This is a genomic window from Fictibacillus phosphorivorans (genome assembly GCF_001629705.1).
Taxonomy (GTDB): domain Bacteria; phylum Bacillota; class Bacilli; order Bacillales; family Fictibacillaceae; genus Fictibacillus; species Fictibacillus phosphorivorans_A.
In genome coordinates this window covers 82,694-105,536 of sequence record NZ_CP015378.1, presented here as the reverse complement: position 1 = coordinate 105,536, position 22,843 = coordinate 82,694, and the positions used below count along the sequence as shown (strand labels likewise).

Below are 22,843 nucleotides of genomic sequence, written 5' to 3'. Positions count from 1 at the left end.
CGCAACCTAATAGACATCAAACACAGGGATTAGTCTTCGATAACAATTCCCATGCTGCGTGCTGTACCTTCAACCATACGCATTGCAGCTTCAACACTAGCAGCGTTTAGGTCAGGCATTTTTGATTCTGCGATTTCGCGAACTTTATCACGCTTTACAGTCGCAACTTTTTTCTTGTTAGGCTCACCAGAACCTGACTCGATTCCTGCAGCTTTCTTTAAAAGAACAGCAGCCGGAGGAGTTTTAGTGATGAATGTAAATGAACGGTCTTCGAAAACCGTGATTTCTACCGGAATGATTAAACCAGCTTGATCAGCAGTACGAGCGTTGAATTCTTTACAGAATCCCATGATGTTTACCCCAGCTTGTCCTAGTGCAGGTCCAACTGGCGGTGCCGGGTTTGCTTTACCAGCAGGGATTTGCAATTTTACCATCTTAATAACCTTTTTAGCCACGCGACACACCTCCTTAAGTCCGTGATGTGGTATTATGGGCCGAAACCCTCCCACTCAAAAATACGCTTCCCCTCCTAAAAGAGAGGAAGCAGTTGATTAGTAATATCAAACATAAAAAATTCTATCACCTTTTTGAAGTGATTACAAGTCTTTTTCCATTATAACTTGCTAACTTGGGTAAACTCAAGTTCAACTGGTGTTTCACGGCCAAACATGTTGACGTGAACTTTCAGCTTCTGTTTTGTTGCGTCGATCTCTTCGATCGTACCAACAAAGTCAGCAAAAGGACCTTCTTTTACTTTTACAGATTCCTTGATTTCGAAATCAACTTCAACGCGCGGAGCTTCCATACCCATACCTTTAAGAATATGATCTACTTCCTCAGGCAAAAGTGCCGTTGGCTTTGAGCCCGCTCCAGCAGAACCGACAAATCCTGTTACCCCAGGTGTATTACGTACAACGTACCAAGAATCATCTGTCATGATCATCTCCGTTAATACATAACCAGGGAAAACTTTCTTCATGCTTGTTTTTGTCTTACCGTTCTTTGTTTCGGTCTCTTCTTCTACAGGTACAAGTACACGGAAAATCTTATCTGTCATCCCCATAGATTCCAAACGCTTTTCCAAGTTTGCTTTTACTTTGTTTTCATAACCTGAATAGGTATGAACTACGTACCAATTTTTTTCCATACGATGGGACCCGTGTCCTTTCCCTCCTAAAATGGATATACTCTAGCATTCTATCCAAAAGAAGCTATATCTAATCTACCCTAAAATAAGCTCAACTAATTGTGAAATCCCTAGATCCACAACCCAGAAGAACAAAGCCATAATCACTACAGTTGACAGTACAATCCCCGTATAGCGAAATAATTCTTTTCGCGAAGGCCAGCTTACACGCTTCATCTCCTTATTTACATCGGAAAGAAACTTTGCTGGTGATTTTTTTGTCTTTTCTGCAACATCCGCCATCTTCATAAACCCCCATGCCTTTTGATCAATTAACATTTATAAAAAAAGCTTGTTTCGCTTACTTCGTTTCCTGGTGAATGGTATGAGCATTGCAGTAGCTGCAAAACTTTTTAACCTCGACTCGTTCAGGATTGTTTTGCTGGTTCTTCATCGTTGTATAATTTCGTTTTGAGCATTGTTTACAGGCTAAAAAAACTTTTTTTCTCATGCTAAATAAACACCTTTCGTGCGACAAAGCCACTCATCCACGTTACAATGTTACTTTTAAAACCTTAACATAGGGGTATACGCTTGTCAATAAAGGGAAAATGGTCTTTTACGAAGTCGATTGTTGGATATGTATGTGGATGATTTTAGATGCTTTCCTAGTGAAGCAACTCAATCTTATACTTCAGACAGCTAGGCGGTAGCGTAATCAAACAAAATTGAGGCTAAAAGCCATCTCTCTTCGATAAAATCGGGTGAAAAGTTAGCTAAAAATGATTTAGCTTGCTATTTTGTTCTTGTAAGAACGAAAATTCATGCGTTTTTCACTTACAGGTAGCCATAAACATATACCCTGTCCGGTATTCTTAATGCTAATCCTTGAAATATCAGCCTTAATCCTAGAAATTAATTCATTAATTCAGCGAGTTTCAGCCTTAATCCCGCGAGTTTTCCGCATATATCGGCGAGTTGACAAAATTCGACTGTCATCACCCCGTCCAATACCCCATCCACACGTATACTAGCTCATACAACCACTTAACACCAAAAGAAAAAGAGCAGGAATTATCCCCACTCTTAAGATGATATTTCTCTTAGCTCTAAATAACGCTCTAATTTACGTTTCACTCGCTGAAGCGCGTTGTCGATCGACTTCACGTGTCTGTCGAGATCCACTGAGATTTCCTGGTACGATCTTCCGTCAAGATACAGCATCAGAACTTTACGTTCCAGGTCACTTAATATTTCTCCCATCTTCACTTCAATATCATCAAATTCTTCTTGATTGATAATCAGTTCTTCTGGATCAGTGACTTTTGTACCGCATATTACATCCATTAGTGTACGATCAGACTCCTCATCATAGATGGGCTTGTCCAACGACACGTAAGAATTTAACGGAATGTGCTTTTGTCTAGTTGCCGTTTTGATAGCGGTAATCATTTGCCTTGTTATACATAGTTCGGCAAAAGCTTTAAAGGATGACAGCTTGTCCTCTTTAAAATCGCGAATGGCTTTATACAGGCCGATCATGCCTTCTTGAATAATATCTTCCCGGTCTGCACCGATCAAAAAGTATGACCTTGCTTTCGCACGAACAAAATTTTTATATTTGTTGATCAAATATTCAAGTGCTGCGCTGTCCCCCTCATGAACCAGTTCCACAAGGCTTTCATCTTCCATGAGCTCGTAATCGCTTACTGACCGTTCCTTGAGATCTATGTTCACGACAAATCCCCCCACCAGGTTTTTACCGGCAAAATATAGCAATATTATAGCTCATAGTTCACAAAAGCGTCAAGATTCCTTATTTTTGCCCTCTTCTCCATCTTTCAAATATTTCGGCAATTTCGTCTGAAAGAAGTATAGAGGAGGAGGTTCGCTTCCTTTTCCGCTCGCCCACGGACACATGAATATGCTTTTCGATTTCGTCCATCTCATTCTTTAATTCTCTCGCAGATTTTCGCAATGCGCCCTTACCAAAAATCTGCCACTGTTCGGTTGAATCTGAAGTTGCTACGTAAATTCGCGTATCGATTGATTTTAACTCTCCGACTAAACGCTCAATCCGCTCATCTGCCGTTTCGTTCTCTCTTGTGAAAATGACTTCAACGCGGTGGTTTTTCGTTTTTTTCTCTGTGCCAGGTGTGAGGTGGGCATCAAATACGACGATCACTTGATACCCAGTCGTTCCCTGGTATTCTGCCATATATTCAATCAGCAGATCTCTTGCTTTGGCAAAATCTGATGTTTTTAAGCTCCGTAGTTCGGGCCAGGCGCCAATGATGTTGTAGCCATCAACAATCAAATAGTGGCGTGTTTTCATTTTCGCGCTTCTAACGGATTGCGGTTACGGTACACTTCATACATCAAGAGACTAGCAGCAACCGATGCATTAAGTGAGGTAACCTTCCCTTTCATCGGAAGCTGAACAAGGAAATCACACGTTTCTGAAACAAGTCTTCCCATCCCTTTTCCTTCGCTTCCGATCACAAGACCTAAAGGCATGTCCCACTTTGCTTGTCTATAGTCATCTTTCCCTTTCATGTCAGCGCCGGCAAACCACATACCGCGGTCTCTTAACTCTTTCATCGTTTGGACAAGGTTCGTTACACGAACGACCGGAATGTACTCGATCGCACCCGTTGAAGCTTTTGCTACTGTAGCTGTTAATCCTACTGAACGTCTTTTCGGAATGATGATGCCATGTGCACCGACTGCATCAGCCGTACGCATGATCGAACCTAGATTATGCGGATCTTCAAGCTCGTCCAATAGAATAAAGAACGGCTCTTCTCCACGCTCTTCAGCAATTTTAAACAGATCATCGATATCTGCATAAGAGTAGGCTGCTACACCCGCGATCACACCTTGGTGATTGCCTCCTCCGCTTAATGAGTCAAGCTTCTGTTTTGGTACATATTGCACAAGGACGTTTTGCTTTTTAGCCATAGAGACGATCGTGCTCACAGGTCCTTTTTGAGATCCTTCACCTACGAAAATTTTATTAATATCACGGCCGGAGCGCAGTACTTCCATAACCGGATTTCGGCCAATGATCAGTTCTTGTTCTTTTTGTTCTTTTGCTTCACTCATCTTTAGACCTCCCCCTTTTTATTTTCTGATAACACATATTCCATCATGTTCGTTAATCGTTCATGGTTGTTTAACAGATAGAGATACCCGATGATCGCTTCAAAGCTTGTAGCATGCCGATACGTTTGAACGTCCGTATTTTTCGGAACGGTTCCTTGGTTCGCATTGCGGCCACGCTTAATCACAGCGACCTCTTCTTCTGTAAAATAGTTTTCTTCAAGCAGCTGAACGACCATGCTCGCTTGCGCTTTTGCTGAAACAAACTTTGTTGCAGATACATGGAGCTTATTCGGCTTCACCTGTCCGTTACGGATTAGGTGTTCACGCACGAATTGCTCCATAACTGCATCTCCCATATAAGCAAGCGTGGTTCCGTTCAGTTGTTTAATATCTGAGTCCGTTATCTTCATTTACTTATCTCTTTTCCACCGAACACCTTGTGCAGTATCTTCCAAAATGATGTTCTGTTCTTTTAACTGATCACGAATTTCGTCAGCGCGAGCAAAGTTCTTTTCTTTACGCGCTTGATTACGTTCTTGAATGAGAGCGTCGATTTCTTCATCTAACAATTCCTCTTCTTTATGAAGAGTAAGCCCAAGCACTCCAGCAAGCTCATCGAACAGAGCAATGAACTCTGTAATAACGGCTTTAGAAGTGTTCTTTTCTTGCAGGTATACGTTCGCTTCTCTCGAAAAATCAAAAAGATGAGAAATCGCATTCGCCGTATTAAAATCATCGTCCATATCCGTGATAAATTTCTCTCTTGTTTCTTTAACAAGCTGAGTCCATTTTTCTGTATCATTAGATAGGTCTGCCGATACACTCAAGCGGTGTTTCAAGTTTTCATAAGACGTACGGATTCTATTCAATCCTGCCTCAGCCGCTTCTAACAACTCTTGACTGAAGTTGATCGGGTTTCGGTAGTGTACCGCTAGCATAAAGAATCGGATAACTTGCGGATCCTGCTGTTGTACAAGGTCATGAACCAGTACGAAGTTCCCCAGTGATTTGGACATTTTTTCGTTATCAATATTAATATACCCATTATGCATCCAATACTTAGCCATCGGAGCTTCATTTAATGCTTCCGATTGTGCGATCTCATTCTCATGATGCGGAAATGCTAGATCTTGACCGCCGCCATGAATGTCGATCGAATCACCTAAGTATTTTTTCGCCATCGCCGAGCATTCGATATGCCAGCCTGGGCGACCTTTACCCCAAGGACTTTCCCAATAGATCTCTCCATCCTTCGCTGCTTTCCATAGTGCAAAATCAAGAGGATCTTCTTTTTTCTCCCCTACTTCAATTCTCGCACCAGATCTAAGATCATCGATCGATTGATGAGATAGTTTACCATAGCCATTAAACGAACGCGTTTTAAAATAAACATCTCCCGCTGCTTCATAAGCAAAACCTTTTTTGATAAGGTTCTCGATAAAATCAATAATCTCTGGCATCGTTTCTGTTACACGCGGGTGTGCGTCCGCTTTTTGTACGCCTAATGCACAAGTATCCTCGTGATAGGCATTGATGAACTTCTCAGCGATCGTCGGAACATCACTTCCCATCTCGTTAGCCGCTTTGATGAGCTTATCATCAACATCCGTAAAATTGGAGATGAACTGTACATCATAATCTCTATATTCCAAGTACTTTCTCACTGTGTCGAAAACAATAGCCGGTCTTGCGTTACCGATATGGATATAGTTATATACAGTCGGTCCGCACACATACATCTTTACTTTTCCTTCTTCTAACGGAACGAAAGTCTCTTTTTGACGTGTCATCGTATTATAGATTTTAATACCCATCTATACTTCACTCCCTTTTTTCAATGTTTCCAGTTCTTCACGCATTCGTTTCATCTCGTTATGCATCTCTCTGAATTTATCAGCTACCGGATCAGGCAGGTCACGATGATCAAGTTCGCATCCAACTTTGATGCCATCCTTAATAACGACTCTTCCTGGAATTCCAACTACAGTTGCATCCGGCGGAACATGTTGAAGCACAACCGATCCTGCCCCCACTTTTGAATTTTTTCCGATCGTAATGTTCCCTAGAACCTTGGCTCCTGTAGCAACAAGAACGTGATCTTCAAGCGTGGGATGCCTTTTTCCTTTTTCTTTTCCTGTACCTCCGAGCGTAACACCTTGGTAGAGCGTCACGTCATTGCCGATGATACACGTTTCTCCGATCACCACACCCATACCGTGATCGATAAAAAAGCGTCTGCCGATCTGTGCTCCCGGGTGTATTTCAATGCCGGTGAAAAAGCGGCTGATCTGCGAGATCAAGCGGGCTAAAAACAGCCAGTTTCGTTTGAATAACTTATGTGCTAATCTATGGGCCCAAACCGCATGTAGTCCAGAGTATGTTAAGAATACTTCGAATGAACTTCTAGCCGCTGGGTCTTTCTCAAAAACAACCTGAATGTCTTCTTTCATGGCTGAAAACATGTTCTCCAACCTCCTTGCATAAAAATATCGTGCTTTTACCATGAATACCATGTTGCCTTGGAAGAGGTTGATCTCCGTTCCAGGTGCTTCGCTTTCCGGGGGGCGTGCGGTGAGCCTCTTAGCGCTCTGCGCTATTAAGAGTCTCACCTGTCCCGCTGATCCCCCAGGAGTCTCGCACCTTACACTACAATCAACTAGGCAAAGTTGAAAAAAAAGTGATTCATAAGCAACAAAAGTTTAGAAATAAACCAGACATTAGAAAATAAAAAACGCCCCTGTGCCAAATATGACACAGAGACGTACGGATAGACGCGGTTCCACTCTGTTTAACAGGTTTATAAAAACTCACCTGTTCCCTTGAGCTCCATAACGGGGAGTTGCCGCCCAAACCTACTAACACTTTCGGCAAGGGACTCCGAGGGGCACTTCAGCAAGCATTTTCATGAACCACTTTCAGCCGGTGATGGTTCTCTCTACTATGAAAAGGCGCTAGCCTACTTTCCTCATCTGCGTTTTACACGTTTATTATAAGTTTCTTTTACTATATTATAATCTTTGCAAAATGTGTACTTTTATTACTTTTTAATTTGAGTTAGTACAGCATTTACGCGCTTTGTAATCACTTCTTTACCTAAAAGAGAAACAGCAGCAGGCAGATCTGGACCATGTTGTTGACCTGTCGTCGCCACACGGATTGGCATGAACAGGTTCTTCCCTTTTTGACCCGTTTCCTTTTGAACAGCTTTCATCATCGCTTTGATGTCATCCGCTTCAAAAGAATCACTGTTTTCGATCTGAATTAAGAATGATTCCATAACAGAAGGAACACCTTCACCTTGCAATACTTCAAGTGCTTCTCCTTCATACTCGATCTCTTCTTTAAAGAAAAGTTCAGTTAAGTCTACGATTTCAGCACCATAGCTCATTTTTTCTTGATGAAGAGCGACAAGTTTCGTGATCCACTCTTGTTCTTCAGGGCTAGGGTTTTCTGAAACTCTGCCCGCTTTTACGAGGTGAGGCATACACAACTCAACAATACGAGCTACGTCTTGTTGTTTCATATATTGGTTGTTCAGCCATTCTAACTTTTGCGTATCAAACACGGCAGGTGCTTTGGATAAACGGTTCGGATCAAAAATTTCAATGAACTGTTCTTTGCTGAAGATCTCTTCTTCTCCACCAGGAGACCAACCTAATAACGCAATAAAATTAAACAGCGCTTCTGGCAAATATCCTAGATCTTTGTACTGCTCAATAAACTGAACGATCGACTCGTCACGTTTACTTAACTTTTTACGGTTTTCATTCACGATTAATGTTGTATGACCAAACTTCGGATGCGAAAAACCAAGTGCATCATAGATCAATAACTGCTTTGGAGTGTTTGAGATATGATCATCCCCACGAAGTACGTGAGTGATCGCCATTTCATGATCATCAATAACAACCGCATAGTTGTATGTTGGGATTCCATCTTTCTTTACGATAACAAAATCACCAAAGCCGCTTGATTCAAACGAAACTTCACCTTTTACCATGTCATCAAACGTGATCGTACGGTCTTGTGGAACCTTAAAACGAATGCTCGGTCGGCGACCTTCTTCTTCTAATGCCGCTTTTTCTTCAACTGATAAGTTTAGGCAGCGTCCATCATAAACGGGAGTATCCCCTTTTGCCATCTGCTCTTCACGAGAAGCCTCAAGCTCTTCTTCTGTACAATAACAAGTGTATGCAAGACCTTTTGAAAGTAGTTCATCTGTATATTTCTCGTATAGATCTAAACGCTCCATCTGACGATACGGACCGTATTCTCCTCCGATATCAACACTTTCATCCCAATCCATACCGAGCCATTTTAAGTGATCCAGCTGACTCTCTTCTCCGCCTTGAATGTTACGCTTTTGATCTGTATCTTCAATACGGATAATAAACTTTCCGCCAGAGTGGCGAGCGTATAAATAGTTGAATAGAGCTGCACGTGCATTCCCTATATGTAAGTGTCCCGTTGGACTTGGTGCATAACGCACTCGAACTTCGTTTGCCATCATGTTTCACCTCTATAATTTTTTGTTCTTTTAAAAAGAAAGATGTCGGATTGTTAGGCTAATCCTCTTCATTGAAAAGTTGATTGGAGTGCAAGGTGCGAGACTCCTGGGGGATCAGCGGGACAGGTGAGACTCTTAATAGCGCAGAGCGCTTAGAGGCTCACCGCACGCCCCCCGGAAAGCGAGCACCTGGAACGGAAATCAACTACTTCAACGATCTCCAAAGCATTCCGTACAAAGGACCACTAACTATGCCTTCTCTATCAAAACAACCGCTTGAGCCGCGATTCCCTCTTCGCGTCCAGGGAAACCTAGCTTTTCAGTAGTCGTTGCTTTCACGTTGATTCTTTCTACTTCTACCCCAAAAATACCGGCGATCACTCCGCGCATCTCTTCAATATACGGAAGCATCTTTGGCTTTTGAGCAATGATCGTACAATCTATATTACCTAAAGCATAACCTTTTTTCTCAACTAATTTCCAAGAATCGAGCAACAATCGCTTTGAATCTGCGTCCTTATAGGCAGGATCTGTATCTGGAAAGTGTTTCCCGATATCTCCTTCTCCCGCTGCGCCTAGCACTGCATCTGTAATAGCATGCAAAAGAACGTCAGCATCAGAATGCCCTAAAAGTCCCTTTTCATAAGGAATCGTTACGCCGCCAATAATTAACGGACGGCCCTCACTAAAGGCGTGTACATCAAAACCCTGTCCGATGCGCATCATGCTTCTTCCCCCTGTCTCTCTAACAAAATGGCTTGTCCAAATAACAAGTCATCAGACGTAGTTAATTTTATATTATGATAGTCTCCCATTACAATAGCGACTGTTTGTCCAATTCGTTCCACCAGGCTCGCATCATCCGTTCCTATATAGCTTTCTTCGTCTGCCTTCCTGTGTGCGTCCATTACAATAGAAAGACGAAAAGCTTGCGGGGTTTGAACAGCCCACAAGCTGGAACGATCGATCGTTTCTTCCACTTGATTCTCAATTACCCGCTTAACCGTGTCCTTTACAGGAACAGCTAACACGGCAGAGCCTGTATCTCGTGCCGTGTTAACTAGTTGTAAAATAGAATCGTGTGTGATGAAAGGACGCGCTGCATCATGAATGAGGACGAGGTCTGTATCAGTAGGCACGACCTTCAAACCCTCATAAACACTTTGCTGACGCTCTTTTCCGCCTGGAACGATTTTGCGCACTTTTTGATATTGGAACGACTCTACAAAATCTTGCATCTGCTGCAATTCCTTTTCACTGCCGACCAAGATGACACCTTCGCAATTTGAATCATTTTCAAACACATCAAGCGTGTGAGCGAGGACTGGTTTTCCTAAGAGCTCGATCCACTGCTTCGAGATACCAGCATTCATTCGCTTACCTTGTCCAGCAGCAGGAATGACTGTCCAATAATTCACGTGCTTCCCCACCGTTCGTTACAATGCTTTTTCTAATAGTTTCTTTTTAGCAAATATCATTCTGCCCGCTGATGTTTGGAGTACAGAAGTGACAACAACATCGATCGTCTTACCTACATAATCACGGCCGTCTTCTACGACGATCATCGTTCCATCGTCCAGATAACCTACACCTTGACTCTGTTCTTTTCCGTCTTTGATTACTTGTACAACAAGTTCTTCACCCGGAAGAACAACCGGTTTGACCGCATTGGCAAGGTCATTAATATTTAGTACTGCAACGTTTTGCAGCTCACATACTTTGTTCAAGTTAAAATCGTTCGTTACGACAACACCGGATAACAGCTGAGCGAGTTTTACTAGCTTGCTATCCACTTCTGTAACCTCTTCAAAGTCACCTTCATAGATTTCAACTTTCATAGAAAGCTCTTTTTGAATACGATTTAGAATATCAAGACCTCGGCGTCCTCTGTTACGCTTTAGAACATCTGAAGAATCTGCAATATACTGCAGTTCTTCTAATACAAAACGAGGAATAATGAGCGGACCTTCTAAAAAGCCAGTCTGACAGATGTCAGCCACTCGGCCATCGATAATGACGCTCGTATCCAAAATCTTGTACTTACCACTCGGCTTTTCGATCTCTGCTTCTTTTTTACGTTCTTTTCCTTGGCTCTTCAAAGAGAACAGCTGAATCAACTCATCTCTCTTTTTAAATCCTACCTGAAAGCCCAGATAACCAAGCAGGAATGTAATAGCGATCGGCAGTATGGAGCTGACCACAACAATATCCATAGAGCTTAACGGTGACTGGATCAAAAATGCGACGATCAATCCGATGATCAGCCCCATCGTCCCGGATAAAAGGTCAGTTGCTGGAGCTTTTACAACCGTTTCCTCAGCCCAGCGGATTAAACCTACTACGTAATCTGACAGCCAAAATGTAGATAAAAAAAGTATAAGTGCACCAATCACTGCCCCGACATACGGGGATGTTACTTGATTCGGAAGATCACCGAAGTTAAGTACACGAATGAGATCTGGTATATATAGATAGCCGAGCATGCCACCTATTACAATAAAAAATAGCTGAACAATTCTTTTTAGCATGCCTGATTCACCTCCCCTAATCATTATTTACAAAATGACCGTATTAAAAACGTGTAAAAGATAGAAAATTCCTTTTTTTTCATAGGAAGTTTTCTCTAGATATGACGATCGACGAAAAGCTGTTCCTGAATACGTTTTAGACCTTCTTTTACCTTTTTGGCGCGAATCTCACCGATACCCTCTACCTCGTCCAATTCATCAATAGACGCGCGCAAAATTTGCGGAAGGTTTTCAAATGCATCTGTTAAGTTCTCAATAATAACCGCTGGAAGCCTTGGAATCTTACCAAGAATGCGGTATCCGCGTGGATGAATCGTCTCATCCTGCATATTCATACCGGCTGAGAAGCCTAAAAGTTTCATAATTACGGATTCATCAAACAATTCTTCAGATGATAGTTTGTTCAATTGGCGAAGAATCGCATAAGGATCACTTTCACGATCTTTCATATAGTCCTTGATCAAAAGTAGTGCTTCTTCCTCGATGTTAGAAACAAGCTCCTCCATCTGGATTCGAATCAGCCTTCCTTCAACACCAAGTTCATTAACATATTTAATAATCTCATTTTTTATGCGTAAAACCATCTCAATTCTGTGAATAACTTGTGTAACTTCTTGGAAAGTCACTAATTCTTCAAATTCTAGAGCGCCAAGGTTCGTAACACTTTGGTCAAAAACCACTTTATATTTCTCAAGCGTTTGAATCGCTTGATTGGCTTTCGTCAAGATCACACCGATCTCTTTTAACGAATAACGAATCATCCCTTGATATAGAGTGATAACGTTACGACGTTGAGAGATAGAGATCACAAGATTGCCGGTTTGACGTGCAACACGTTCTGCCGTTCTGTGACGGATTCCCGTTTCTGTTGACGGAATAACCGTATCTGGAATCAGTTGTGTGTTCGCATACAGAATCTTAACAGCATCTTCGTTTAAAATGATCGCCCCATCCATCTTGGCAAGTTCATATAGAGATGCTGGTGAGTATTTGCAGTTAATAGAGAAACCTCCATCAACGATTTCTTTTACTTTATCGTTATATCCAACAACGATCAGTCCACCTGTGTTCGCTCGCAGTACGTTGTCGATCCCTTCTCGTAGTGGTGTTCCGGGAGCAACTAGCTGTAGCATTTGGCTTATGATTGCTTCTTTTATCGCATGATCCATATATACATTACCCTCCTAACGCTGCTTGTAATGCCTCATAAACGGTCGATACTCCGACGACTTGAATTCCTTTTGGAACCGTCCAGCCACCGATATTTTTATCAGGTATAATAGCTCGCGTAAAACCTAACTTCGCAGCTTCATGAACACGCTGCTCAATACGGGAAACTCTTCTAACCTCTCCCGTTAATCCTATTTCTCCAATCATAACATCTGTTGGCTTGGTTGGTGAATCGCGAAAGCTTGAAGCAATGCTGATCGCAACAGCAAGATCGATCGCTGGTTCATCCAAGCGCACACCACCGGCAACATTCAGATAAGCATCTTGGTTCTGAAGAAGCAACCCGACTCTTTTCTCTAAAACGGCCATGAGGAGCGAGACACGGTTGTGATCGATCCCTGTAGCCATCCTTCTAGGATTACCAAAGCTTGTCGGTGATATTAAAGCCTGAAGCTCTACTAGCATCGGTCGTGTTCCTTCTAGAGAAGCAACTACGGTCGAACCCGCTGCCCCTTTTGAACGTTCTTCTAAAAAGATTTCAGAAGGATTCAATACTTCTTCCAGTCCTACTTCTTTCATTTCAAAAACACCAATTTCATTGGTAGACCCAAAACGATTCTTAACGGCACGTAAGATTCGGAAAGTATGATGACGTTCTCCTTCAAAATACAATACGGCATCTACCATATGCTCTAATAGACGCGGACCGGCGATATTTCCTTCCTTTGTAACATGTCCTACGATAAATACAGCGATACCTTTTGTTTTTGCCATTCGCATCAAATGTGCTGTACACTCTCGTACTTGCGATACACTACCTGGAGCAGAAGTAACTTCAGCTCGATAGACCGTTTGAATCGAATCGATGATCATCACAGAAGGCATCACATCAGACATCGCCTGTTCGATCAGTTCCAAGTCTGTTTCTGCCAGTACAAACAAGTCCTTCGCGTCGATATCTAAACGATCAGCACGAAGCTTCGTCTGTTTTACAGATTCCTCACCAGATATGTATAGAACACGCTCTCCTTTTTGGGCAAGCTGTGCGGATGTTTGCAGCAATAGGGTGGACTTACCGATTCCGGGGTCTCCACCAACTAAAACCATTGAGCCTGGAACGATTCCTCCACCTAGCACACGGTTGAACTCCTGGTAGTTTGTCGGTATGCGTGGTTCTTGCTCGCTTTTCACATCTGCGATCGACTGAGGTTTCTGCTTTACGTTCTTATCTCCACCAGAGGTTAATCCTCTTATATTTTTTTCAGGACGAATCGTTTCCTCCACCATCGTGTTCCACGCATGGCACCCGGGACATTTCCCCATCCATTTCGGTGATTCGTAACCGCAATCTTGGCAAAGAAAGATTGATTTTACTTTAGCCATCTATAAAAACTCCTCTTCCGAACTTAACGCTTTACTAATTATCTATTTTCGAACAAGTATTCAATTTCACTTTGATTAAAACGTGATTTGCCCCGTTAAACTTCATGCTTGAATAAAACTGTATGAATATCCTTCAAAGACTTCATTGATAGTTGATTGGAGTGAAAGGTGCGAGACTCCTAGGGGATCAGCGGGACAGGTGAGACTCTTAACAGCGCAGAGCGCTAAGAGGCTCACCGCACGCCCCCTGGAAAGCGAGCATCCTGTAACGGAATTCAGCCACCTTCAAAACATCATTGTATAAGAAAAATAGGTTTCCTATTTTAATAAGTTAAATACTGAAAATATCAAGATTTGTTCACTAATATCATAACATAAAACCTCACAACTACTTCCATTTGAGCTCTGCAAAAAAAGGCGAACAGCTAAGATTATTTCGACAAAAACCCGGAGGACATGACTGTCTTCCGGGTCTTTTGTAGGATATTCTCATATGTGGTAAAAGTTAGACCGTTTGAACGACAAAATCGTTCTCTTCAACATCAATCTTAACGGTCTGCCCTTTGTTGATATTCCCTCTTAGAAGCTCTTCAGATAATCGATCTTCAATCTTACGCTGTAGAGCACGACGCAGTGGACGAGCTCCGTAATCTGGATCGTATCCTTCTTCTGTGATCTTTTCGAGAGCTGCTTGAGTCAACTCGATCTCGATACCTTGATCACTTAGACGTTTTTTCAGTGATTCAGCCATCAAGCTGACAATTCTGAGCAAGTGTTCTTTTTCAAGTGAGTGGAACACGATGATCTCATCGATACGGTTCAAGAACTCTGGACGGAACGCACGTTTTAGTTCATCCATTACTTTTGATTTCATATCGTTGTACTTCTGACCTTCGTTGTGAACAGCAAATCCGAGTGAACGGTTACGCTTAAGCGTGCTTGCCCCTACGTTTGAAGTCATGATTACAACCGTGTTTCGGAAATCAACTGTACGTCCTTTAGAATCTGTTAGACGACCATCTTCTAACACTTGAAGTAAGATGTTGAACACTTCAGGATGCGCTTTTTCGATCTCATCAAGCAAGATTACCGAGTAAGGCTTTCTTCTAACTTTTTCAGTCAGCTGACCGCCTTCTTCGTGCCCAACATAGCCTGGAGGTGATCCAACGAGACGGGATGTTGTATGCTTCTCCATGTACTCAGACATGTCAATACGGATAATCGCATCTTCATCACCAAATAGAGTTTCAGCGACAGCTCTTGCAAGTTCCGTTTTACCAACACCTGTTGGTCCTAAGAAGATGAATGAGCCGATCGGACGCTTCGGATCTTTAAGTCCAGCACGTGCTCTGCGGATTGCTTTAGAGATTGCCGTAACAGCTTCGGACTGACCGATAACACGATCATGCAGAATCTCTTCCATCTTCAGAAGACGTTCTGTTTCTTCTTCAGCAAGCTTAGAAACCGGAACTCCCGTCCAAGATGACACTACTTGCGCAATATCTTCTGGCGTTACTTCTGTATTTTCTTTTCCTTGCTTTTCTTTCCATACGTCCTTCGTTTTCTCTAACTCTTCACGAAGGCGTTGCTCAGAATCTCGAAGTGAAGCAGCTTTTTCAAATTCTTGACTTTGAACAGCTGCATCCTTCTCTTTACGAACTTCCTCTAGCTTTTGTTCAAGCTCTTTTAAGTTCGGTGGTGCTGTATATGAACGAAGACGAACTTTTGACGCCGCTTCATCAATAAGATCGATCGCTTTATCTGGTAAGAAACGATCTGAGATGTAGCGATCAGATAACTGAACAGAGGCTTCGATCGCTTCATCGGTGATCGTTACACGGTGATGAGCTTCATAACGATCGCGAAGTCCTTGAAGAATTTGAATACTTTCATCCTTCGTTGGCTCGTTGACTGTGATCGGCTGGAAACGACGCTCAAGCGCTGCATCTTTTTCAATATATTTTCTATACTCATCAAGTGTTGTAGCACCGATACATTGAAGTTCACCACGAGCAAGAGCTGGCTTTAAAATGTTGGATGCATCGATCGCACCTTCTGCTCCACCTGCACCGATCAGTGTATGAAGTTCGTCGATGAATAGAATGATGTTCCCAGCTTGGCGGATCTCATCCATTACTTTTTTCAGACGGTCTTCAAATTCACCTCTGTACTTCGTTCCCGCTACAACTGTACCCATATCAAGCGTCATAACACGCTTATCACGAAGGGTTTCTGGCACTTCGTTATTGATGATCTGCTGCGCTAAACCTTCAGCGATAGCCGTTTTACCTACACCTGGCTCACCAATCAATACAGGGTTGTTCTTTGTACGGCGGCTCAGAACCTCGATCACACGCTGAATTTCTTTCGCACGCCCGATTACTGGGTCTAGTGTACCTTCACGAGCAATCGCTGTTAGATCACGCGCTAAGCTGTCTAACGTCGGTGTGTTGGCACTCGCAGATGAACCTCTATGACTAGAAGAAGATTCATTGCTTCCTAGTAACTGCAGCACTTGTTGACGCGCTTTGTTAAGGCTGACACCTAGGTTGTTGAGAACACGGGCTGCAACGCCTTCTCCTTCACGGATCAATCCTAATAGAATGTGTTCCGTTCCCACGTATGAATGTCCGAGTTTACGAGCTTCATCCATGGAAAGTTCAATCACTTTTTTAGCACGAGGCGTGTAGTGGATCGTTTGAACAGCTTCCTGACCGCGGCCGATCAATGTTTCCACTTCTTTTTGAATCTTTTCTGGCCCTAGACCAAGAACTTGAAGTGCTTTTGCTGCAATTCCTTCTCCTTCACGGATCAAGCCAAGCAGGATATGTTCAGTTCCCACATTATTATGACCTAGACGAATCGCTTCTTCTTGTGCCAAAGCTAAAACTTTTTGTGCTCTCTCAGTAAAACGACCAAACATCATACTCGTCACGCTCCTTATCGGTTTTCCAATTTTATTCTTTCTCTGATTAATGTGGCTCTTCTTATGTCACGTTCTTCTGGAGTTAGAACTTCACCTGCATATTGTTGAAGAAAACCTGGTTGTGTAAGTATCATAAGCTCATTGAGGATCGTTTTTGAAATCCCAGGTAAGATCTCTAAATCAATGCCTAGCCGCACATCTGATAAACACTTGGCAGCTTCTTTTGATTGGATGATCCGGCAATTCTCTAACGTTCCCAATGAACGGAATAACTTGTCTTCAAGCTGTAATTTCAATCCATCCTGCAGCTGTTGACGAGCTGCTCGTTCTTGTTGGATGACCTGCATGACAACACCTGCGAGGTCTTCCATTATATCCTCTTCCGACTTACCTAGTGTCATCTGATTTGAAATTTGAAAAATGTTTCCTTGCGCCTCAGTACCTTCGCCGTAGATTCCTCTTACCGCTAACCCTAGCTGATTGATCGCTGGGATGATGCGGCTCATCTTTTTTGAGAGTACGAGCGCTGGAAGATGCATCATGACAGAGGCTCGAAGTCCAGTTCCTACATTTGTCGGACAGCTTGTTAAATATCCTCGTCTTTCATCAAACGCATAATCAACGTTTTTTTCGATAAAATCATCGATCTCATTCGCCCGATGAAGCACTTCTTCTAATTGAAACCCCGGTGCTAAACATTGGATGCGTATATGATCTTCTTCGTTCACCATGATGCTGACTGATTCATCTGCATTCATGAGAACAGCACCGTATTTCGCTTGCTCTGCTAGATTGGGACTGATCAAATGTTTCTCTACAAGTACCCGTTTTTGAACAGGTTTTAACGTCTCCATCATCAGCATTTCAAGCTTTTCTGCTTCTTCATTTTCTTCGCTCATACAAGTCGAGATCGCTGAAATGACTTCATGAGCTGACTCTTTATCTGCTGCGATGGGAAAAACATATTGATGAATATTCCTTGCAAGTCGGACACGGCTCGATAGAACTATATCCGATTCTGGCCCCTCCCGTTTCATCCAGGGACTGATCGCGTCACTGATAAATCGTTCTAAAGACATCGGTTACGTATCCCTCCCCTGTTGCAAGCGGTGCTCGATCTCCCTGATGACATCCCTTGTTTCAGCAGCTTTTTCAAATTCCTCATTTAATATATACTGCTGCAAAGCTTGCTTTAATTGCTGAAGCTGCTTTTTTTCTTGAATACTGCTTCCTGCACGGAGTGGAATCTTTCCCGCATGCAAAGTGTTACCACCATGAACTCTTTTAAAAATAGGATTAAGTTTCGATTCAAACGCTTTGTAGCAATTATCACATCCAAAGCGACCGATCTTCGCAAACTGATAATAACTCATCCCGCACTTTTCACAGCTTAATGAGGGCGGAATGAAGTTGGATGATGGCGTGTTCGGGACATGTCCATCGCCGTGTAAAAGCCCAGAAAGCAATTGGTGAATGGAAAAAGAATTCGACCCCGGCAAGAATTCTCCTTTTTCTTTAGCACAATGTTCACAAATGTGAAATTCTGTTTTCTCCCCATTTATGATCTTTGTAAAATGTAAAGACGCTTCACGTTCATGGCACTCTTCACAATTCATTCTGCTCCCTCCCTTTATATAGAATGAAAAAAAGGGCTATGTGGTTCGATATTTTAACGTTTTTATCATAGCTTTTAATAATTCTGCTCGTAATTCGTCTCGTTCTGGAAGATTAAGCTTTAAAATAGATCTATCCATCACGCTCAGCATAAGTCTTGCTTCTCGTTCTGAAACAATCGTCTCTTCCATAAGTCTCTTTATTACATTTTCTGCGTTGCCTTGCGATATCCTCTCACCAATCAAGGTGGCTAAGTGATCAATTAAGTGGGCGGAGCTTTCGGTACGGACCTTCATGATCCGAATATATCCTCCTCCACCTCTTTTACTTTCCACTACGAAGCCTTTTTCAATCGTAAATCTCGTGTTTATCACGTAGTTTATTTGAGAAGGAACGCATTGAAATCTTTCCGCAATATCCGTCCGCTTAATTTCAATGGACGGATCATTAGAGCTCGAGAGAATTTGCTTTAAGTAATTTTCAATTACATCTGAAATATTCCTCATTTCCCCTCCCCCTTCTGACTTTGACTAACTTTGACTATAGTTATATTATAGCCTGCCTTTTTCCGAAAATGCAAATCTCTATCCACCATTATTGCCTCATGGTTATCTTCTTAACCTGTATGATTCTGTCGAAAAGATGATGCTTTTGGAGGAGGGTGGAGGGGTGGATAAAGATTAGATGAGTTCGATAAGTCGGTAGTGATGGCCGGTGTCGAAAATTCGATAAAAATTTTTATCCGTGAAATTATGAAGCTTATCCGTGAATATATGGAGAATTACCGTGAATAAAATCTCAATTACCGTGAAAATATGTTGCTTTGGGTGGATGAGCAGATCTCATTTGGAGCTTGTGAGCGGAAATCGGGGGTGTTTAGGTGCGTTTTTTGCTTTGATGAGGGGTGAAGCGGCTGCTAGCGTTACTTTTGAATAGATTTTCGGAGCTTTGGCTGAAGAATATCGCGTTTTGGAAGATGGCTCTGGCCATCTTCTTCCTATTTTGAGGGTTGTAGGAGGGTTTCGTGGATGAAACTGATCTCCGAAACATACGGAGTGGGGTATCTCCGCAGTCTAATTAAGTCTGAATCCACAAAATTAAGTCGTAAGAAGAATGAATTAAGTCGGAACCAGCCTCAATTAAGTCTAAAAACAAAAATAAAGGCCATTCGCTAATTCTCGACAACCCATCCCTACCCGTTCCATGCTCTATCCCCCCGAAACTTCCTCACCTCCAATCATCCATAAATCAGAAGTTTGGCATCAGCCAAACCTCCTTATTTCATTTTTAAAACACAAAAAAAGAAGATGGATTTTCATCCATCTTCCTCATTGCCTAGCGACGTCCTACTCTAACAGGGGGAAACCCCCAACTACCATCGGCGCTAAAGAGCTTAACTTCCGTGTTCGGTATGGGAACGGGTGTGACCTCTTTGCCATCATCACTGAACCAAAATATATTGAGAGATGTTCTCTCAAAACTAGATACGACGTTTCCAAACGTTATGCTTTTTTAAGGATAAGCCCTCGACCGATTAGTATCTGTCAGCTCCACGTGTCACCACGCTTCCACACCAGACCTATCAACCTCATCATCTCTAAGGGGTCTTACTCACTTGCGTGATGGGAAATCTCATCTTGAGGGGGGCTTCATGCTTAGATGCTTTCAGCACTTATCCCGTCCACACGTAGCTACCCAGCTATGCCCCTGGCGGAACAACTGGTACACCAGCGGTGTGTCCATCCCGGTCCTCTCGTACTAAGGACAGCTCCTCTCAAATTTCCTGCGCCCGCGACGGATAGGGACCGAACTGTCTCACGACGTTCTGAACCCAGCTCGCGTACCGCTTTAATGGGCGAACAGCCCAACCCTTGGGACCTACTTCAGCCCCAGGATGCGATGAGCCGACATCGAGGTGCCAAACCTCCCCGTCGATGTGGACTCTTGGGGGAGATAAGCCTGTTATCCCCAGGGTAGCTTTTATCCGTTGAGCGATGGCCCTTCCATGCGGAACCACCGGATCACTAAGCCCGACTTTCGTCCCTGCTCGACTTGTAGGTCTCGCAGTCAAGCTCCCTTGTGCCTTTACACTCTGCGAATGATTTCCAACCATTCTGAGGGAACCTTTGGGCGCCTCCGTTACTGTTTAGGAGGCGACCGCCCCAGTCAAACTGCCCACCTGACACTGTCTCCGAACCGGATTACGGTCCAAGGTTAGAATTTCAATACAGCCAGGGTAGTATCCCACCGACGCCTCCACCGAAGCTGGCGCTCCGGCTTCTCAGGCTCCTACCTATCCTGTACAAGCTGTACCAAAATCCAATATCAAGTTGCAGTAAAGCTCCATGGGGTCTTTCCGTCCTGTCGCGGGTAACCTGCATCTTCACAGGTACTATAATTTCACCGGGTCTCTCGTTGAGACAGTATCCAAGTCGTTACACCTTTCGTGCGGGTCGGAACTTACCCGACAAGGAATTTCGCTACCTTAGGACCGTTATAGTTACGGCCGCCGTTTACTGGGGCTTCAATTCAGAGCTTCTCCCAAAGGATAACCCCTCCTCTTAACCTTCCAGCACCGGGCAGGTGTCAGCCCCTATACTTCACCTTGCGGTTTCGCAGAGACCTGTGTTTTTGCTAAACAGTCGCTTGGATCTATTCACTGCGGCTCTCTCGGGCGATAAACCCTATCAGAGCACCCCTTCTCCCGAAGTTACGGGGTCATTTTGCCGAGTTCCTTAACGAGAGTTCTCCCGATCATCTTAGGATTCTCTCCTCGCCTACCTGTGTCGGTTTGCGGTACGGGCACCTCTTTCCTCACTAGAGGCTTTTCTTGGCAGTGTAGGATCAGGGACTTCGGTACTAAAATTTCCCTCGCCATCACAGCTCAGCCTTCATGTTGGGCGGATTTGCCTACCCAACAGCCTAACTGCTTAGACGCACTATTCCATCAGTGCGCTCACCCTACCTTACTGCGTCCCCCCATTGTTCAAACGGAAAGGAGGTGGTACAGGAATATCAACCTGTTATCCATCGCCTACGCTTTTCAGCCTCGGCTTAGGCCCCGACTAACCCTGAGCGGACGAGCCTTCCTCAGGAAACCTTAGGCTTTCGATGGACAAGATTCTCACTTGTCTTTCGCTACTCATACCGGCATTCTCACTTCAAAGCGCTCCACCAGTCCTTCCGGTCTGACTTCGCTGCACTTCGAACGCTCCCCTACCCCTGTACCATACGGTACAAGCCATAGCTTCGGTGATACGTTTAGCCCCGTTACATTTTCGGCGCAGAGTCACTCGACCAGTGAGCTATTACGCACTCTTTAAATGGTGGCTGCTTCTAAGCCAACATCCTGGTTGTCTGGGCAACTCCACATCCTTTGCCACTTAACGTATACTTTGGGACCTTAGCTGATGGTCTGGGCTGTTTCCCTTTTGACTACGGATCTTATCACTCGCAGTCTGACTCCCGCGGATAATTCTCTGGCATTCGGAGTTTGACTGAATTCGGTAACCCTGTGGGGGCCCCTAGTCCAATCAGTGCTCTACCTCCAGGAATCTTGCCGCGAGGCTAGCCCTAAAGCTATTTCGGGGAGAACCAGCTATCTCCGTGTTCGATTGGCATTTCACCCCTACCCACACCTCATCCCCGCACTTTTCAACGTGCGTGGGTTCGGGCCTCCATTCAGTGTTACCTGAACTTCACCCTGGACATGGGTAGATCACACGGTTTCGGGTCTACGACCACGTACTATGTCGCCCTATTCAGACTCGCTTTCGCTGCGGCTCCGTCTTATCAACTTAACCTTGCACGGGATCGTAACTCGCCGGTTCATTCTACAAAAGGCACGCCGTCACCCGTTAATGGGCTCCGACTACTTGTAGGCACACGGTTTCAGGATCTGTTTCACTCCCCTTCCGGGGTGCTTTTCACCTTTCCCTCACGGTACTGGTTCACTATCGGTCACTAGGGAGTATTTAGCCTTGGGAGATGGTCCTCCCGGATTCCGACGGGGTTTCACGTGTCCCGCCGTACTCAGGATCCACTCAGGAGGGAACGAAGTTTCAGCTACAGGGCTGTTACCTTCTTCGGCTGGCCTTTCCAGACCACTTCACCTACTTCGTTCCTTTGTAACTCCGTATAGAGTGTCCTACAACCCCAGAGAGCAAGCTCTCTGGTTTGGGCTGATTCCGTTTCGCTCGCCGCTACTCAGGAAATCGCATTTGCTTTCTCTTCCTCCGGGTACTTAGATGTTTCAGTTCCCCGGGTCTGCCTTCTCATACCCTATGTATTCAGATATGGATACCATCCCATTACGGATGGTGGGTTCCCCCATTCGGAAATCCCCGGATCAATGCTTACTTACAGCTCCCCGAGGCATATCGGTGTTCGTCCCGTCCTTCTTCGGCTCCTAGTGCCAAGGCATCCACCGTGCGCCCTTTCTAGCTTAACCTTATATGATGTTTGCACATCAAAGATTCTTGCTT

At 43.8% G+C, this 22,843-nt stretch carries 21 protein-coding genes, 2 rRNA genes and 1 other annotated feature; of the genes, 1 reads left to right on the top strand and 22 read right to left on the bottom strand.

All coding sequences use genetic code 11. The features are described from left to right. Window positions 1-29: 29 nt before the first annotated feature. The 20 genes from rplK to ABE65_RS00445 all read right to left on the bottom strand — a co-directional run bounded on the left by rplK (window position 30) and on the right by ABE65_RS00445 (window position 18,865). A complete protein-coding gene (rplK, locus tag ABE65_RS00535; protein ID WP_066285502.1) occupies window positions 30-455 on the bottom strand; it encodes a 50S ribosomal protein L11 in 426 nt (141 codons plus the stop codon). A gap of 158 nt (window positions 456-613) precedes the next feature. Beyond that, window positions 614-1,147, bottom strand: a complete 534-nt coding sequence (gene nusG / locus ABE65_RS00530; RefSeq protein ID WP_066390634.1) for a transcription termination/antitermination protein NusG — start codon at window positions 1,145-1,147, stop codon at window positions 614-616. 75 nt (window positions 1,148-1,222) lie between these two features. Next, window positions 1,223-1,429, bottom strand: coding sequence for a preprotein translocase subunit SecE (secE, locus tag ABE65_RS00525; protein WP_082861218.1), 207 nt, complete (start codon window positions 1,427-1,429; stop codon window positions 1,223-1,225). A 58-nt stretch (window positions 1,430-1,487) separates the two neighbouring features. Then, entirely contained in the window at window positions 1,488-1,637 is a 150-nt protein-coding gene (gene rpmG / locus ABE65_RS21365; protein ID WP_077365486.1) for a 50S ribosomal protein L33, read from the bottom strand. 575 nt (window positions 1,638-2,212) lie between these two features. Continuing rightward, entirely contained in the window at window positions 2,213-2,863 is a 651-nt protein-coding gene (gene sigH / locus ABE65_RS00520; protein WP_066390628.1) for an RNA polymerase sporulation sigma factor SigH, read from the bottom strand. Window positions 2,864-2,942: 79 nt separating this feature from the next. Beyond that, window positions 2,943-3,461 (bottom strand): NYN domain-containing protein, encoded by a 519-nt coding sequence (locus tag ABE65_RS00515; protein WP_066390623.1) that lies wholly within the window; start codon window positions 3,459-3,461, stop codon window positions 2,943-2,945. Next, the gene (gene rlmB / locus ABE65_RS00510; protein WP_066390621.1) at window positions 3,458-4,231 is read right to left on the bottom strand and encodes a 23S rRNA (guanosine(2251)-2'-O)-methyltransferase RlmB; all 774 of its coding nucleotides are present in this window, start codon (window positions 4,229-4,231) and stop codon (window positions 3,458-3,460) included. The genes ABE65_RS00515 and rlmB overlap by 4 nt, the downstream gene beginning before the upstream one ends. A 2-nt stretch (window positions 4,232-4,233) precedes the next feature. Beyond that, a complete protein-coding gene (locus ABE65_RS00505; RefSeq protein ID WP_066390618.1) occupies window positions 4,234-4,641 on the bottom strand; it encodes a Mini-ribonuclease 3 in 408 nt (135 codons plus the stop codon). After that, window positions 4,642-6,045 (bottom strand): cysteine--tRNA ligase, encoded by a 1,404-nt coding sequence (gene cysS, locus ABE65_RS00500; protein WP_066390615.1) that lies wholly within the window; start codon window positions 6,043-6,045, stop codon window positions 4,642-4,644. After that, on the bottom strand, window positions 6,046-6,693 hold the full coding sequence (gene cysE / locus ABE65_RS00495) for a serine O-acetyltransferase (protein WP_066390613.1): 648 nt from the start codon (window positions 6,691-6,693) through the stop codon (window positions 6,046-6,048). It lies immediately after the preceding gene. A gap of 290 nt (window positions 6,694-6,983) precedes the next feature. After that, window positions 6,984-7,212: a binding site (T-box leader), on the bottom strand. 56 nt (window positions 7,213-7,268) lie between these two features. Next, window positions 7,269-8,738, bottom strand: coding sequence for a glutamate--tRNA ligase (gltX, locus tag ABE65_RS00490; protein ID WP_066390611.1), 1,470 nt, complete (start codon window positions 8,736-8,738; stop codon window positions 7,269-7,271). Window positions 8,739-8,987: 249 nt separating this feature from the next. After that, entirely contained in the window at window positions 8,988-9,464 is a 477-nt protein-coding gene (gene ispF / locus ABE65_RS00485) for a 2-C-methyl-D-erythritol 2,4-cyclodiphosphate synthase (RefSeq protein WP_066390609.1), read from the bottom strand. Next, the gene (gene ispD / locus ABE65_RS00480) at window positions 9,461-10,156 is read right to left on the bottom strand and encodes a 2-C-methyl-D-erythritol 4-phosphate cytidylyltransferase (protein WP_066390607.1); all 696 of its coding nucleotides are present in this window, start codon (window positions 10,154-10,156) and stop codon (window positions 9,461-9,463) included. The genes ispF and ispD overlap by 4 nt, the downstream gene beginning before the upstream one ends. An 18-nt stretch (window positions 10,157-10,174) precedes the next feature. Next, window positions 10,175-11,266, bottom strand: a complete 1,092-nt coding sequence (locus ABE65_RS00475) for a PIN/TRAM domain-containing protein (RefSeq protein WP_066390605.1) — start codon at window positions 11,264-11,266, stop codon at window positions 10,175-10,177. Between the two features lie 95 nt (window positions 11,267-11,361). Then, window positions 11,362-12,435: a DNA integrity scanning diadenylate cyclase DisA gene (gene disA / locus ABE65_RS00470; protein ID WP_066390602.1), complete on the bottom strand. Its 1,074-nt coding sequence runs from the start codon at window positions 12,433-12,435 to the stop codon at window positions 11,362-11,364. Between the two features lie 7 nt (window positions 12,436-12,442). Further along, entirely contained in the window at window positions 12,443-13,819 is a 1,377-nt protein-coding gene (radA, locus tag ABE65_RS00465; RefSeq protein ID WP_066390600.1) for a DNA repair protein RadA, read from the bottom strand. 505 nt (window positions 13,820-14,324) lie between these two features. Next, window positions 14,325-16,745 carry an ATP-dependent protease ATP-binding subunit ClpC gene (clpC, locus tag ABE65_RS00460; RefSeq protein ID WP_066390597.1) on the bottom strand — a complete coding sequence of 807 codons (2,421 nt, stop codon included), beginning with the start codon at window positions 16,743-16,745 and terminating at the stop codon, window positions 14,325-14,327. Window positions 16,746-16,759: 14 nt separating this feature from the next. Further along, window positions 16,760-17,824 carry a protein-arginine kinase McsB gene (locus tag ABE65_RS00455; RefSeq protein ID WP_066390595.1) on the bottom strand — a complete coding sequence of 355 codons (1,065 nt, stop codon included), beginning with the start codon at window positions 17,822-17,824 and terminating at the stop codon, window positions 16,760-16,762. Window positions 17,825-17,827: 3 nt separating this feature from the next. Continuing rightward, the gene (locus ABE65_RS00450) at window positions 17,828-18,361 is read right to left on the bottom strand and encodes a protein-arginine kinase activator protein McsA (RefSeq protein ID WP_066390592.1); all 534 of its coding nucleotides are present in this window, start codon (window positions 18,359-18,361) and stop codon (window positions 17,828-17,830) included. Window positions 18,362-18,397: 36 nt separating this feature from the next. Further along, on the bottom strand, window positions 18,398-18,865 hold the full coding sequence (locus tag ABE65_RS00445; RefSeq protein ID WP_066390590.1) for a CtsR family transcriptional regulator: 468 nt from the start codon (window positions 18,863-18,865) through the stop codon (window positions 18,398-18,400). A gap of 522 nt (window positions 18,866-19,387) precedes the next feature. Here ABE65_RS00445 and ABE65_RS21690 point away from each other — a divergent pair. Beyond that, on the top strand, window positions 19,388-19,534 hold the full coding sequence (locus ABE65_RS21690; RefSeq protein ID WP_156499092.1) for a hypothetical protein: 147 nt from the start codon (window positions 19,388-19,390) through the stop codon (window positions 19,532-19,534). Window positions 19,535-19,692: 158 nt separating this feature from the next. Here the strand turns inward: ABE65_RS21690 and rrf are convergent. Then, window positions 19,693-19,808 (bottom strand): 5S ribosomal RNA (rrf, locus tag ABE65_RS00440). A gap of 65 nt (window positions 19,809-19,873) precedes the next feature. After that, window positions 19,874-22,809: ribosomal RNA gene (locus ABE65_RS00435) — 23S ribosomal RNA — on the bottom strand. Window positions 22,810-22,843 lie beyond the last annotated feature (34 nt).